Annotated in this window: 14 protein-coding genes and 3 pseudogenes; 10 read left to right on the top strand and 7 right to left on the bottom strand. The window is 68.1% G+C overall.

Annotated elements, in window-relative coordinates; translation table 11 throughout:
- Positions 1–17 precede the first annotated feature (17 nt).
- Entirely contained in the window at positions 18–587 is a 570-nt protein-coding gene (locus IG62_RS0115100; protein WP_030802159.1) for a peptide deformylase, read from the bottom strand.
- A complete protein-coding gene (locus IG62_RS0115095) occupies positions 580–1590 on the bottom strand; it encodes a helix-turn-helix domain-containing protein (protein WP_234326518.1) in 1011 nt (336 codons plus the stop codon). Before IG62_RS0115095 ends, IG62_RS0115100 begins: the two co-directional genes overlap by 8 nt.
- A 112-nt stretch (positions 1591–1702) precedes the next feature.
- Between IG62_RS0115095 and IG62_RS0115090 the strand changes: the two genes are divergently transcribed.
- Genes IG62_RS0115090 through IG62_RS0115070 form a run of 5 tightly spaced genes read left to right on the top strand, consistent with a single transcriptional unit; the run spans position 1703 to position 6228 of the window.
- Positions 1703–2860 carry a glycosyltransferase family 1 protein gene (locus IG62_RS0115090; RefSeq protein WP_030802155.1) on the top strand — a complete coding sequence of 386 codons (1158 nt, stop codon included), beginning with the start codon at positions 1703–1705 and terminating at the stop codon, positions 2858–2860.
- Positions 2857–3561: a hypothetical protein gene (locus IG62_RS0115085; protein ID WP_030802153.1), complete on the top strand. Its 705-nt coding sequence runs from the start codon at positions 2857–2859 to the stop codon at positions 3559–3561. The genes IG62_RS0115090 and IG62_RS0115085 overlap by 4 nt, the downstream gene beginning before the upstream one ends.
- Positions 3558–4793, top strand: a complete 1236-nt coding sequence (locus IG62_RS0115080) for a glycosyltransferase family 1 protein (RefSeq protein WP_030802150.1) — start codon at positions 3558–3560, stop codon at positions 4791–4793. Before IG62_RS0115085 ends, IG62_RS0115080 begins: the two co-directional genes overlap by 4 nt.
- A complete protein-coding gene (locus tag IG62_RS0115075; RefSeq protein ID WP_030802148.1) occupies positions 4787–5653 on the top strand; it encodes a glycosyltransferase family 2 protein in 867 nt (288 codons plus the stop codon). Before IG62_RS0115080 ends, IG62_RS0115075 begins: the two co-directional genes overlap by 7 nt.
- A gap of 50 nt (positions 5654–5703) precedes the next feature.
- Positions 5704–6228 carry an AAA family ATPase gene (locus IG62_RS0115070; protein ID WP_030802146.1) on the top strand — a complete coding sequence of 175 codons (525 nt, stop codon included), beginning with the start codon at positions 5704–5706 and terminating at the stop codon, positions 6226–6228.
- Here the strand turns inward: IG62_RS0115070 and IG62_RS0115065 are convergent.
- The 4 genes from IG62_RS0115065 to IG62_RS0115050 all read right to left on the bottom strand — a co-directional run bounded on the left by IG62_RS0115065 (position 6171) and on the right by IG62_RS0115050 (position 9153).
- Positions 6171–6734, bottom strand: a complete 564-nt coding sequence (locus tag IG62_RS0115065; protein WP_078872015.1) for an SDR family oxidoreductase — start codon at positions 6732–6734, stop codon at positions 6171–6173. The two genes, IG62_RS0115070 and IG62_RS0115065, sit on opposite strands and share 58 nt — an antisense overlap.
- Positions 6735–6832: 98 nt before the next feature.
- On the bottom strand, positions 6833–7039 hold the full coding sequence (locus tag IG62_RS0115060) for a hypothetical protein (RefSeq protein ID WP_030802141.1): 207 nt from the start codon (positions 7037–7039) through the stop codon (positions 6833–6835).
- Positions 7040–7079: 40 nt separating this feature from the next.
- The gene (locus IG62_RS0115055; protein WP_234326516.1) at positions 7080–8150 is read right to left on the bottom strand and encodes a zinc-dependent alcohol dehydrogenase family protein; all 1071 of its coding nucleotides are present in this window, start codon (positions 8148–8150) and stop codon (positions 7080–7082) included.
- A 34-nt stretch (positions 8151–8184) separates the two neighbouring features.
- A complete protein-coding gene (locus IG62_RS0115050; RefSeq protein WP_030802136.1) occupies positions 8185–9153 on the bottom strand; it encodes an alpha/beta hydrolase in 969 nt (322 codons plus the stop codon).
- 122 nt (positions 9154–9275) lie between these two features.
- On the opposite strand from IG62_RS0115050, the gene IG62_RS0115045 reads away from it, so the two are divergent.
- Both IG62_RS0115045 and IG62_RS48660 read left to right on the top strand, forming a co-directional pair.
- Positions 9276–9632: a nitronate monooxygenase gene (locus IG62_RS0115045; RefSeq protein WP_030802134.1), complete on the top strand. Its 357-nt coding sequence runs from the start codon at positions 9276–9278 to the stop codon at positions 9630–9632.
- Between the two features lie 63 nt (positions 9633–9695).
- Positions 9696–9958 (top strand): annotated as a pseudogene (locus tag IG62_RS48660) (hypothetical protein); the annotation flags it as partial.
- A 1-nt stretch (position 9959) separates the two neighbouring features.
- On the opposite strand, the pseudogene IG62_RS44670 reads toward IG62_RS48660, so the two are convergent.
- Positions 9960–10543, bottom strand: a pseudogene (locus IG62_RS44670) (IS5 family transposase); the annotation flags it as partial.
- A 90-nt stretch (positions 10544–10633) separates the two neighbouring features.
- Between IG62_RS44670 and IG62_RS0115040 the strand changes: the two are divergent.
- The 3 genes and pseudogenes from IG62_RS0115040 to IG62_RS48655 all read left to right on the top strand — a co-directional run.
- Positions 10634–11629, top strand: coding sequence for a GNAT family N-acetyltransferase (locus IG62_RS0115040; protein WP_030802132.1), 996 nt, complete (start codon positions 10634–10636; stop codon positions 11627–11629).
- 203 nt (positions 11630–11832) lie between these two features.
- Entirely contained in the window at positions 11833–12537 is a 705-nt protein-coding gene (locus IG62_RS0115035) for an SDR family oxidoreductase (RefSeq protein ID WP_030802130.1), read from the top strand.
- Positions 12538–12558: 21 nt separating this feature from the next.
- A pseudogene (locus IG62_RS48655) lies at positions 12559–12687 on the top strand (hypothetical protein); the annotation flags it as partial.
- Positions 12688–12968 lie beyond the last annotated feature (281 nt).

Genomic DNA, 12968 nt, shown 5'->3' with positions numbered 1-12968 from the left:
AAACCGCCGCTGGAGTATTAGAGGCCGTCGTATTCCCAGGCCCGGCCGGTCTGTCGATACTCTTCCACCGGGATCGGATCGACTCCCGATCGCATGCGGGCGGTGTAGAGCAGCCCGTCGAGGTGATCGATCTCGTGGTGGATCAGGCGGGCGAGTCCGCGTTCGTACACGGTGGACACCGTTTCGCCGGTCAGGGTCGTCGTCTCTACCGTGATCTTTAGCGGGCGGGGCACGAGGCCGCGCACGTCGAAGAAGCTCAGGCACCCCTCGTACTGCTCGTCCGTCTTTCCGGAGCTGGTCGTGATCCGCGGGTTGAGGAGGACGATGGCGGGAGTCTCCCCTGGCGGCTGGACGACAGCGGCGGATCGTGCGAGGCCGATCTGCGGGGCGGCGATGCCCATGCCCTTCGCGAAGGGGTGGACCTGTCCGATCCGCTCCATAGCGGCGAACAGCTCATCCACGGTGTGCTCGGCCCTCTCGCGCTCGGTAGGCAGATGGAAGGCGCGGGATGGTTCGGCGAGGATGCCGGCGCCGTGCTGTACGACACCGAGCTCTCGCATGCGCTGGCTGGGCCGCACATCAATCACCTGAGTCCCCTTTGATCGTGTCGCGTTGTGGCCGTGCCCGGAACCGCCACTCCAGACGGTACCGAGCGTGCAGAGCAGGTGTGGTCGTGATCCATGTGAATTGCCGTAGCTCACCCTCGTCGCTGCTTACGGGAGGGGTTCGCAAGGGGGTCGCCTCGGCGGTCATCGACGTCTCTGTGCCCCACACGGCGGGATCGAGAGCAGCGGGGAAGACGAGTTGCACTTCCAGTCGTTCGGTGGGCAGGCGGACCGCCCGCTGGAACCAGTTGCCCCACTTGTCGTCGTCGACCGTGTAGGCGTACTCGATCCACACGGACTCGCCAGGGTAGAGCGGGAAGCGGCCGTGTTCATTGTCGAACAGTAGCCAGACTTCCTTGAAGGCGTCGCGGTCGTGTTTGGCCTCCCACCGCATCGTCTCCCCCCGACAGGTGGCCGTCAGGTCGAGTTCATCCCATGTCAGCGGGTGGGCCCGGTAGTGCGCGTTGGACCGCTCCGGGTCGCCGGGGTGGCGGTCCACGGAGATGCGGATCAGGTAGCGGGTCACCGGTTCGCCGCCGGTGTTGCGCAGCCGCCGGCGCATGGTCAGCCGGTACTTGCTGCCGTCGTACTGGAGCCGGGCCGCGTCATGTTCCACAACGAGGGCCGATCCGGTCGCATATGGCTGCTCCGGCCTGCGCTGGGCAGGGGGCGTCGCCGCTGGCCGCCTGGTACGAGCCTTCGCCTGTTCGTAGTCGCACCAACGTCGCCAGATCGCCTTCCCGGCGTTCAGGGTCTCGTCGGCGAGGCGCGAGAACTCCTCGCTGGGCTTGTGGCGGCCCGACTCCACGTGGCTGACGTAGGACGGGTCAAAGCCCATGGCCAGAGCCAGCGCCCGCTTGGACATGCCGCGTACTTCCCGCCAGCGAGCCACCTCGGCCGCGTAGTCCTCGGCCGCCTGCTCGACCGTGATCTCCTCGCCTTGCGCCTCCATCGAAGCCCCGCCCGCGTCATCGTTGGTGAGCATGAATGAACCGTGAGTGACCCCAGTTCACCATGCCGTCACGGCCCGCGTCGCCGCTTTCCTTCCCTCACCGGCCCGGATCGACGCTCCGGGCAGATGAGGGAGGCGAAGCATCATGCGTGTGCTGTACCTGCTCAACATCTCCAACCCTGACCGACTGTCCGCGGATTCTGGCTGGATCTTCGCGGATCTGCTTGCGCCGGCGTTGGCGGATGCCGGCGCGGAGGTAACCGTCGCGGCTCCGGCTGCGGCTGGGGATGCCCGCTGCGGCTTCCACCAGAGGAAGGTGCCGGGGACGAAGTACCGGGCCCGGTTCTCCAAGGATATCGACGAGTTGGTGGCGTTGATTCGGGCAAAGAAGCCGGACGCCGTCGTGGCCAACCAGATCGAGGAGGCCCCGGCCGTCCGCACGGCCCTGCTGGAGGCCGGATCGGAGGCGCTTCTGGCCGGGTACTGCCACTATTTGCCGTTCTCCTTCACCGGTGGCGGTCAGCTCCTGCTCGACCCGTCGTTGAACGACGCTGGTCTGGGCCGGCCGGTACTGCTGGCGTTCGCCGCCGGGCTGTCCGCCTGCGACAGGGTGATGATCCACTCCGCCACCGCCGCCTCCTGGGTGTCGGCCGCAGCGGCCCGCATGACCGTCGACCTCGGCGACCGGCTGCGGGTGGTGCCCGCCCCACGGGACGAGCGTCTGGTCCGTGACCCCGCAACGGCCCGCCGAGGGCAGGACGCTGGCACGGTCGGCGTCTACAACCACCGTCTGTACGCGCACTACGGGACCGAGCACTTCGTGCACCTGGCCCGCGAACTCAGCGCATCCGGAAAGGTCCGGCTGCAGGTCATGGACCTGTTCGGCCAGCGCCGGGCCGCCCGTACGGGCCTGGATGGCAGCCCCGAGCGGATGCGCGACCAGCTCGCAGCCCTGCCGAACGTCCAGATCGTCTCTGACCGGGGCGACCGCGTCCGATACAGGAACCTTCTGGCCGGTGCCCGCTTCGGTATCGCTCCCTTCCGCCCCGGCTGCCCCTGGTCCATGAGCGTGATCGACTGCCAGGGCATGGGGCTGCCGGTCATCTCCCCGCGGCTGGGCTGGCTCGCCGAGCACATCGACCCCGAATTGTGCTTCACCACCCCGGCTGAGGCCGTCGCCCTGGCCGAACGCCTGGCCGCGGACGACGAATTCCATGCCCTGCATGCCAAACGGGCTCATGCCTCCACCACCGACTTCACGCCCGCCCTGGTCGCCGCCCGGTACCTGGAGGCGCTCTCGTGACCGAATTCGACGCGGTCTTCCTCTCCTACGACGAGCCGATGGCCGACTCCCTCCACGCGCGCTTCCAGCGGACGCTCGGCGGTAGCGCCAAGCGCGTGCACGGCGTGCACGGGATGCGCCGGGCCTACAGGCTGTGCGCCGAGGTCGTAGACCGTGAGCAGTTCTTCCTCGCAGACGGCGACTTCGCCATCGACTCCGGCTTCGACGCAGCCGCCGTCGAGCCGCTGGATGAGGGCGTGTCCATGCGGGTGTGGCGGGCGGTCAATCCGGTCAACGGTCTGACGTACGGCTATGGCGGGCTGAAGCTGATCCGCCGCAGCGACCTGCGCGAGATGGGCGAGGCCGTGGACGTGCTCGCCGCGCTGCCCGGTCGCATCGAGTTCGCCCAGGAGACGGCTGGGATCACTCGGTTCAACCAGAGTCCCTTCCACGCCTGGAAGGCAGGCTTCCGCGAGTGCGCGATGCTCGCCCGCGGCAGCGAGTACGGGATGGCAAACGACGAGGCCCGCCAGCGGATGGAGGCGTGGACGGAGAGCCGGTGCGGAGAGTTCGCCTCCCACGCTGCTGCCGGGGCCCGTGAGGGCGTCGCCTTCGCCCGTGAGGCGGCACGCGACCCGAAGCTGTTCGACCACCTCAACGATCCGTCCTGGCTGCGGGCTCAGTTCACCGCCGCTCACGGGGATCAGGCGGTTTCCGGATGACCCACGGCCTCGTGCTCATCGAACCGTACGCCGACCGCTTGGGCGGGCACCACCAGCGCACGCTGGTCGTGCTCGCCCAGGCCCGGCCCGGCACCCTGGTCATCGCCCCGAACGGGATCGCCCGCGGCGCGGCGGGGTTCCTGCGCGAGGCGCGGGCCCGGCTGGTGACCGCGCCAGTAGGGCGTCCGGCGGCCGGGCTGCTGGGCGCCGCCCGACTTGCTGCCGGCCTCTCCTCGGCCGGACAGCGGATCTTCCGTTCGCGCCGATGGCCCCGTGTCCTGCGGCGAATGCCGCACCAGATCACTCTCGTCGTTCGCTGTCTTACGGAGGCGTCCGCGCTGCGGACCGCTCGCCGTCTGGAATCGGACGCCAAGGCGGTGGTGATCCTGACCGCGAACGAGGCCCTGCACGGTGCTGCGGCCCTCCTCGGCGGCCTGCCGCACCTGCGGTTCGTCCACGAAGCGGTCACCACAGAGGACGCCGTAGTGCGGCTCATCGGCCGGCTCGCACGCCGGGGCGAGAAGAAGGTGCTTGCGGTGTACCCGACGCAGGCTGTGGGCGATCAGTTCGCCGCGGTCTTCCCGGATCTTTCTGCGGTGGTGCGGGCCTTCGCGGTCGACGACGGCCGCCCCCTGACCGACGCCGAACGTGACGGCGGTCGCATCGCATTCGACATTCTCGGCCCTGAAGCCGTGGTGTGCCTGGTGGGCGGCTGGTGGCCGTACAAGGACATCGCTGTCATCGACGCCGCCTTGGCCCGTCTGAAGGAACCACTGCACCTCGTGGTCGCAGGCTGCCCCCTTGATGAGGCTGTGCTGGAGCGGTGGCGGGCCCTGCCCAAACTGCGTCTGCACACTGTGCCCGGCCCTGTCGCGGAGCCGGTGCTGCGAGTGGTGTACGCCGCCGCCGACGCCGCTCTGGTCGCCCGGCATCCCGGCGTCGGCAAGGAATCCGGGCTCGTGATGGACGCCGCCCGTCTCGGCGTCCCCCTGATCGTCTCCGACCACGACCCATCCCTCACCGCCTGCCTTCGCGGCCAGTCCTGGGCACTGACCTTTCGCGCCGGCGACCCCGACGGACTCGCCGACGCCCTGCACACCGTGGTTCGCCAGCCGCCCGAAAGGCCCGGCGCCGAGGCACCCGGGCTGCTGGGGATGTGGACCGCTGCCGAGCAAGCCGACTTTCTCACCCGGACCTTCGCCTCAGTGCGTACGCAGGAGCCCCGATGCTGAGTACACCTCCCACCTTGATCGCTGTCATCGGCCCCGTTGAGGTGCCGCTGCTGGCCGCCTGGGTCCGCCACTACCGGTGGCTGGGCGTCGAGCGGTTCCTGATCGCCTTCCACTTCCCCGAGCACGTGCCCGACAGCCAACGGCACGAACTCCAGGCCGCATGCCGCGAGCTGGGCGTCGTCCCGACCGGTACCAGCACGGGACCGTGGCACGAGCACACCAACACCCAGCTCCGCGACTCCCTCCGCCACATGGCCGGCCCGGGCTGGCACCTGCTGGCCGACGCCGACGAGTTCCAGCAATACCCCGCCCCACTCACGGAGATGATCGCTCAGGCCGAGAAGTCCGGGCGCAGCGTGATCGGCGGGCTGATGCTCGACCGGGTCGCCGCGAGCGGACGCCTGACCGGTTGGAGGCCCGAAGGCGGGCTGGACCTCGCCTATCCCTTCGGCGGCCACCTCACCCACCGGCTTCTGCACGGGGACCCAAGAAAGATCGTCCTCGCCCGCCACGACGTCAGCGTCGCCTCCGGTAATCACCGAGCCCCCGGCCACCGGCCGGACGCGGACCGCGTCTGCGCGGTTCACCACTTCAAGTGGCGCTCGGGCGTCCTGGACGACCTCCGCCGCCGAGTGCGGCACTTCTCATCCGGCACCTGGCAGAAACAGACCCCTGCCGTGCGCGACGAGGCAACCCGCCTGCTGGGCCACGTCGGCCGGCACGGCGGTGTGATCAACATCAGCGATCCGCGGTTCGCCTTCCGCCGGGTGAGCCTGGACCGGATGCCCTTCAGCTGGCCCGCCGAGGCCCGGAGCGTCTTCACCACCTGGCGGCCGTACGCACACACCGGCCAGGGTTAGAGACAATGTCCGCGTTCGCGCACGCTCGTCGCGGAAGGGATGACCCACCCGTGCCTCTCGCCGTTCTCTTGGCCGGCCTGACCGGCTCCGGGAAGACCACCGTCGCCCAGGCTCTGGCCGACCATGGTTACGTCCGGCTGTCTGTGGACGAGGAGGTGCACCGCCTCCACGGTCGCTACGGCGTGGACTACCCCGAGCACACCTACTTCGAGCGCGAACGCCCCGTCGTCGAGGCGACCCGGGAGCGCTTCATCAAGGAGATCGAGGCCGGGCGCGATGTCGTTCTCGACCACGGGCTCTGGCGGCGTAGTGAGCGTGACGCCTGGAGGCAGGCCGCCCGGGAAGCGGGCGGCCACCCCCTCATCGTCTACCTCCCCGCCGACCGGGAGGAACTGCTCCGGCGCCTCGTCGAGCGCAATCAACGTGAGGACGCCAATGCCCTCACCGTGACCCCCGAAGCCCTCGACGACTTCTTCGCCCGCTTCGACCCACCGGCCGAAGACGAAGAAGTGATCGTCTACACCGGAGATCTGGACGAACTCGCGGCCACCCTGTCCTCGACCAGGTCGAGCTGAAGAAGCAGGCTGTGGTCGTCACCGGTGTCGGCGCCGATCCGCTGGCTGTTCGCTGATCGCCGCGGGGTCGGGCTGTGGTGTGGGCGTGGTGCGGCATCCATGAAATCCATGAACTGCGTCGCCCGGACGATCGAGTAGGGGACCGGACCGGCCGCGAGGATCTTCTCCTGGAGCACCTTGGCCCGATAGTAGTCCAGCTCCGGCACCTGGTCCGCGCCGACGATCGAGAGGATGACGAAGTGCCCGACGCCGCCCTTTGGGGCCGAGGCCAGCAGGTTGTCCATCGACGTCTGGAAGAAGGCGAGCGAGGCGTCATCGAAGGTGGGGGAGGTCGTCACGTTGACGACGACGTCGACGCCCGCCACCGCCTCGTCCACTCCCCGGCCGCTGATGATGTCGACGCCAGTGGACAGCGCGTGCGCCACCGCCTCGTGTCCGGCGGCGTTCAGGTCATTGACGACCTGCGACCCGATCAGCCCGGTGCCGCCGATGACTGCGATCTTCATGACATGCCTTTCGTCCGGATTATGTGCGCAATATGACATATGAACCACTAGGTGGGTGCGGCATGAAACGGCTCTTGATCGGCCGAGGGGGGATAGCGTCAGAGACCGTCGAGGAACGTGACCATCTCGTCGAGCGGCGCCCGGCCTGTGCGGGCGTCGACCGCTGTGACGTCTTCGAACCTCGATCCACATCCGCAGAAGAGGATGAGTCCGTCCGGGGGTGACAGGACCTCTGCGACGGTCTTGTGGTACGTCGCCCACGCCATCTGCGTGCCGCTGTGCAGCCCTTCGGCGCGGAGCAGCATGACGGTCCTGCACCGACGCCAGCACCAGCCGGGCTGCGTCCTACCTGTCGTCTTCGTCCCGGCCATCGTCGAAGACGAAGAGCGGTTTTGCACCATGCCCGGGTGCTTCGGCGAACGAGATGGCTTCCGCGAAGCGTTCAAGCGGGAACGGCCGGCCTGGGGGGATGCTCAGCACTCCCTCAGCGACGAGACTGCGAACTTCGGACAGCGCGCGCAGCGCATCCGTAGGTGAGGCAGTGCCGAACCAGCGGTTCAGCCAGAAGCCACGGACCACTTTGGTCTCGTAGATGAGGGAGCGCGCCGGCAGCGGAATCGTCAGCGCCGCAGGGTCGGTCTGCCGATGGGTGGAGAGCGCACCGTAGATCACGATCTCTCCTCCCGGAGCCAATGCCTGGGACACCTGGGCACCGACGTCGCCCGCGACACAGTCGATGGCCTTGCGCACGCCAGCCGGCCCTGCAATCTCGGTCACACGCCGCAACAGGTCCTCGTCCTCGGTGCAAATGACCTCGTTGCCGCCAAGCGCCTTGATCTCCTCAACGGCATCGCGCCGCCGCACCACATTGATTGTCCGGATACCCAGATGCCTGGCCAGCTGAATGACGAGCCGGCCGACGGTGGAGCCCGCCGCCGTCTGCAACAACCATTCGCCCGGCTGTACGTCGAGTTCGCGAGTCACCAGGAGCAGCGCGGTCAACGGGTTGACCGCGAGTTGACAGGCACTGGAGTCGCTCAGACGGTTGGGGACCGACAGAAGCCTATGGGTATCGGCAACAAGGTATTCCTGCCAGGTGCCGGGCACACGCGGCCCGGGTACGGCCGGGACGGCAACGGCCACCACACGCTCGCCGATCTTCAGTCCCTCGGTATCCGGGCCCAGGGCCGCAATACGGCCCACGCATTCCATGTTCCCCCCGACAGTGGGAAACTCGGCGGAGAAACCGTAGCGCCCCCGCAACACGTGCAGATCGCTGGCGTGAATCGGGGTCGCCTTCACACGGATCAATGCCTGGCCGGCTTCTGCCGTGGGAACAGGCCGGGATTCCAGTCGCAGGACGTCGTTCGGCTCGCCGACCTCTCCGGCTACGAGCGCGCGCATGGATTGCGGCATGAGTGACCTCTCGCCTCTCAACACCCGCGATCAGTTAGGGATGGCCGGTTCCGAGGGCGTTGCGCAGGAATGCCGTTGCCTGGTCGATGGCTCCGCGGGCGGCTTTGGACTGACTCAGCGAGTTGAGCATCATGAAGTCGTGGACCGTGCCGTCGTAGCGCACCGTGGTCACCGGAACGTCGGCCGCGCGAAGCTTGGCGGCGTACTCCTCGCCCTCATCGCGCAGCACATCGGCCTCGTCGACGATCAGCAGGGCGGGCGGCAGTCCGGAGAGCTGCTCGATGGTGGCGTGGTTGGGAGACGCGGTGATCTCCGCGCGTTGGTTCGGGTCTGTCGTGTAGGCGTCCCAGAACCATTCCATCAGCTTGCGGCTCAGGTAGTAGCCGGTGGCGAATTGGTCGTAGGAACCGGTGTCCATGGCCGCGTCCGTGACCGGGTAGTACATCGACTGCTGTACGAACGTGACGTCACCGCGCTCCTTGGACATGAGGGCGAGCGCGGCGGTCATGTTGCCGCCGACCGATTCCCCGGCCACTGCCATGCGCTGTGCGTCCAACCCCTTGGACGCTCCCTCGCGGACGATCCACTGTGCGGCGGCGTAGCCCTGCTCGATGGCCACAGGGTAGTGCGCCTCGGGCGACGGCGTGTACTCCACGAAGGCCACTGCCGCCCGGGCGCCGACCGCCAACTCGCGCACCAGGCGGTCGTGCGTACCGGCATTGCCCAGCACCCAGCCACCGCCGTGCATGTACAACACGACAGGCAGCGTTCCGGTGACGCCGTGCGGCCTGACGATGCGTACCCGTACATCGCCCACGGCTGCCGGAACGGTGACCCACTCCTCGTCGACCGGCAGCTTGTCGACCGGCGCGGCCTGGAGGTCGTCGAGCACCTTGCGCGCTGCGGTCGGATCCAGCTCGTACAGGAACGGATGTTGCGAGGTGGCGTCGGCGAGCTCCTGCGCCTCGGGCTCGAGGACGATTGCGGCGGTGTGACCAGCCATGGGAATGCTCCCTGGGAAATGCGAGAAGCGCACGGTGACGAGCGCGGGGCGCTGAAGAGCGCCGTGCTGCGCTCGGTCTGCGGGGCGGCCGAGAGAGCCTCCGCCTTTGCTGAAGCCCCTGAATGGGGCTGTTTGTCCATTGTAATTGCCCGTCTTCCGCAGATGCATTCCAAGGAGCCGCGGGCGCCACCGACGGCCGCCAGGTCCAGACCTACGAGGACGCCGAGACGGCCGTTGCCGCAGGCACCGATGCCCTTGTGGCGCAGGGCAGCGAGGCCGGCGGTCACATCGGGACGATGGGACTGCTGACGTTCCGGGCTGGGGTCGTGCGGAGGTACCCGGATGTCCCTGTGCTGGCCGCAGGCGGCATCGACGACGGAGGAACGCTCGCGGCCGTCCTCACTGCCGGTGCGGTCGGTGTCTGGCTGGGCATGGCCTTGCTCGCCACCCGTGAGGCCGTCGAGGTGCAACGTCCATAGGCGCCTGATCGTCGGGAGCGACGGCGGCGACACCGTTTGGACACCCTGCGGTGCCCCGCACCGGATGACACCGTGCGGATCGCCTCGCTGCGGAAGGTGGACGCGGCGCACCTGGTCCTGACCGACATCGACCTGTCGGAATGCCTTTTACCGGGACCGTCCACCTGGATCAGATGCGGCTGGAAGGCCGCTGCTCCTTCGCCACGCCCCCCGCCCGCGCACACTGGCGGCGCTGGCCCCCGCGGTTCTCCCAGCGTCGCGCCCTCGCCGAGGAACACCACTGGCGTGCGAACCGCCTGGCATCGGTACACGGTTGGAACCCGGCGGACGTGCCAGCACCGGTGTGCACTGGGTGCAGTCCGCCCGCTGCCCCGGCGTGACGACCAGGGACAGCGGGCGGCAGCGGCCGTCCGCGCTCAGACGGACTTTTGTGGTGAAGCCCCCGCGCGAGCGGCCCAGGCACTCACCCCATGCGCCACCTCCACCAGGCGGCCGCGCAGGTTCTGCCACGGCGTTTCGTCCTGGTGTTCTGCCGTTGTGGCCCCCTTTGATGCGGGGCTGGTGGCGGGTCGGTGCGGGCTCCGGCGGAATGCTGGTGCGCGCACGATCGTGGAGTCCACGGAGATGTCCCAGTCGATCTCACCCGCTGCATCGGCTGCGGCCTGGAGCTGCTGCAGCAGACGCTCCCATGCCCCATCAGCCGACCACAGCTGGTGCCGTTCGTAGACCGTTTTCCACGGTCCGAAGCGTTCCGGCAGGTCACGCCACTGCACCCCAGTCCGTACCCGATACAGGATGCCGCCGATCACCTGCCGGTGGTCCCGCCACCGGCCGCACTGACCGTTACTCATCGGCAAGAACGGCTGCAGCCGGCCCCACGCGTCGTCCGTCAAGTCCCCGCGAACGGTCATGCTGCGGAAAACGAGTTCTGCCGTGTGATCGGCACGCCTACGCTTCCGTGATTGATGACACCGCATATCCAACGTAACGGGGGTCTTGGTGTGGGCGTGAACAGCGGCAGCGGCCTTGCCTCGCGGGAAGGGTTGCCTGGGTACGTCTTCCGGCCGTATCGCAGCCACGACGACCATGGCGCGATGGCCGCTGTGCGGCTGGGCTGTGCAGAGCGGGATCGGGTCGACGCCCGCTCGGTTGTGGAAGGACTCCCGACAGCAGGCGAGATCGCCGAAGCCTGCGCCAAGCTCGACGACCCCTCCGAGAACCAGGTCCTGGTAGAGCACAACGGTGGTGTCGTCGGCTACTCGACGATCAGGTGGTGGCAGGAGCGGGACGGAACGTGGCTGTACCTGCACCGTGGTTACCTGCTGCCCGAGCACCGCGGCCAGGGCATCGGCTCAGCCATGCTCAACTGGGCAGAGGATCGTATCCGCCAGCTGGTGCAGCAGCATGGAACCGCACAGACGGCCGTGTTCGGCGCGAACGCCATGGCCTCTGAACAGGACGCAACGGCGCTGCTGCTCGAAACGGGATATCGGCGTGTCTTCAGCCTGGTAGAGCTGGAGCTGGCCGATCTCCGACAGCTCCCCGACGGCAAGGCGTTGCCAGCAGGCATCCGAGTCGGTGGCCTCGGTCCAAGCAGCTACCACGCGGCCTGGAAGACGGTCGTCGATTCGTATGCGGATGCCGCCTTCACCGAGAGGTGGACGTTCGAGAGCTTCCTCGCCACGGCGGACCCGACCTGCTGGCGGGCTGCTTGGGATGGGGAACATGTGGCCGGGGTCGCGCTGTGCTCCATCCGTCGACACGACCCCACTGTGGGCGAAGTCGAAGAATTGAGCGTCCAGGCAAAGTCAAGGCGTCTGGGCCTTGGGCGGGCCCTGCTGCTGGACGGGTTGCGATGTCTTCGCAAGCACGGTGCAGAGAGCGCCCGCTTGTACACCGGGACCGCGAATCCGCACCGATCCTACGACCTCTACGAAAGCGTAGGGTTCCGGCGCCAGAACGAGTACGTCCGCTACCGCAAGCCGATCGCCGTCTGATCCGACAGTGATGACTCCGCAACACCCTGACTGTGCGGATTGCCGAAGACTGAGCCCGGCTTGATCGACCGGACAAGTCCTCTGAGAGGTCTCACCGGTAGGCGGGTTGGCTTCGGCACGACTCCTCAAGTGGGTTGACTTGGAGTGCACTCCAAATGCTGCAATCTCCGAGTTGACTTCACGACACATTCCTTGGGGTGCACATGACGGACTCTCCTGTCGCGCTTATCACCGGCGGTGGTAGCGGGATTGGGGCCGCGACGGCTCGGCAACTGTTGGAGCAGGGGTACCGCGTGACGGTCACCGGCCGGAGCGGGGACCGGCTTCGCCGGTTTGCCGCAGAGCTCGGCGAGCCGGACGGTTTGCTGGTGATGCCGGGACACGCGGCCGACCACGATGCGGTCGGGACGGCAGTCGCGGCGACCTTGACGACGTTCGGGCGGCTGGACGTCGTCGTTGCCAACGCGGGCTACGCGACCTTTGACGACCTGTCCGACGGCGACCCCACTGGCTGGGACGACATGGTGCTGACCAACGTCCTCGGCCCCGCGCTACTCATCAATGCTGCGCTGCCCGCGCTGCGCGAGAGCAAGGGCCGGATTGTTCTCGTCGGCAGCGTGGCCGGCCATGTCCACACACCAGGCAACATCTACGGCGCGACGAAGTGGGCCGTAACGGGCATCGCGGAGAACACCAGGAGGATGGTGACTGCTGAAGGCATTGGTGTCACCCTCGTCTCGCCGGGCGCAACGAAGACCAACTTCTTCGACGGTGCCCCCGGCGGTCTGCCCAACCGCGACTTTCTGTCCCCGGAGCAGTTGGGTAAGACCATCGTCTGGGCCATCAGCCAGCCCAGTGGTGTCGACATCAACACGGTGATCGTCAGGCCGGTTGGCCAGCCTGTGTAACCGCAGCACGGTCTGATCCTGATGCCTCGTCACACTCGGCTGACCGACCGGCAGTGGAACCGCATCCGACCTCTGCTGCCCTCCAGTACCCGGTCGTCGTGGCAGGCCGTGGGCCGATCACCGCCGCATTGTGGAGGCGATCGTCTACCGGTATCGCATCGGATTCCTTGGCGAGACCTCCCAGCCAGGTTGGGATCCTGGAAGACCGTCTGAGCCCGCCACCGCCGCTGGCCGCCGACGGAACCTGGGACCGCGTGCTCGGCGTCCTGGCGCGGAGGTGCTGCGGGTGTCGTTGGCCGCGCCGGTCGGCGTCGGCGGAGTGGGCTATGAGGCGGTGAAGCCGGCGTGTTCCGTAGCTGGGGGTCGCGCAGTCCGCGACACCGGCAACCACGCCCGAGCAGAGCGCCACGCTGGTTGACGCCCTCGCCGCT

The organism is Streptomyces sp. NRRL S-337, from assembly GCF_000720175.1.
GTDB classification, from domain to species: Bacteria; Actinomycetota; Actinomycetes; order Streptomycetales; family Streptomycetaceae; genus Streptomyces; species Streptomyces siderophoricus.
Note: the sequence above shows the minus strand (reverse complement) of the source record. Positions and strands in the feature narration are given on the sequence as shown.

What these genes read in the sequence shown, in the direction of transcription:
- IG62_RS0115095 (WP_234326518.1), bottom strand. Translation starts at nt 1,590, where the DNA reads ATGCTCACCAACGATGACGCGGGCGGGGCTTCGATGGAGGCGCAAGGC.
- IG62_RS0115090 (WP_030802155.1), top strand. Translation starts at nt 1,703, where the DNA reads ATGCGTGTGCTGTACCTGCTCAACATCTCCAACCCTGACCGACTGTCC.
- IG62_RS0115080 (WP_030802150.1), top strand. Translation starts at nt 3,558, where the DNA reads ATGACCCACGGCCTCGTGCTCATCGAACCGTACGCCGACCGCTTGGGC.
- IG62_RS0115075 (WP_030802148.1), top strand. Translation starts at nt 4,787, where the DNA reads ATGCTGAGTACACCTCCCACCTTGATCGCTGTCATCGGCCCCGTTGAG.
- IG62_RS0115065 (WP_078872015.1), bottom strand. Translation starts at nt 6,734, where the DNA reads ATGAAGATCGCAGTCATCGGCGGCACCGGGCTGATCGGGTCGCAGGTC.
- IG62_RS0115060 (WP_030802141.1), bottom strand. Translation starts at nt 7,039, where the DNA reads ATGCTGCTCCGCGCCGAAGGGCTGCACAGCGGCACGCAGATGGCGTGG.
- IG62_RS0115055 (WP_234326516.1), bottom strand. Translation starts at nt 8,150, where the DNA reads ATGCCGCAATCCATGCGCGCGCTCGTAGCCGGAGAGGTCGGCGAGCCG.
- IG62_RS0115050 (WP_030802136.1), bottom strand. Translation starts at nt 9,153, where the DNA reads ATGGCTGGTCACACCGCCGCAATCGTCCTCGAGCCCGAGGCGCAGGAG.
- IG62_RS0115045 (WP_030802134.1), top strand. Translation starts at nt 9,276, where the DNA reads ATGGGGCTGTTTGTCCATTGTAATTGCCCGTCTTCCGCAGATGCATTC.
- IG62_RS0115035 (WP_030802130.1), top strand. Translation starts at nt 11,833, where the DNA reads ATGACGGACTCTCCTGTCGCGCTTATCACCGGCGGTGGTAGCGGGATT.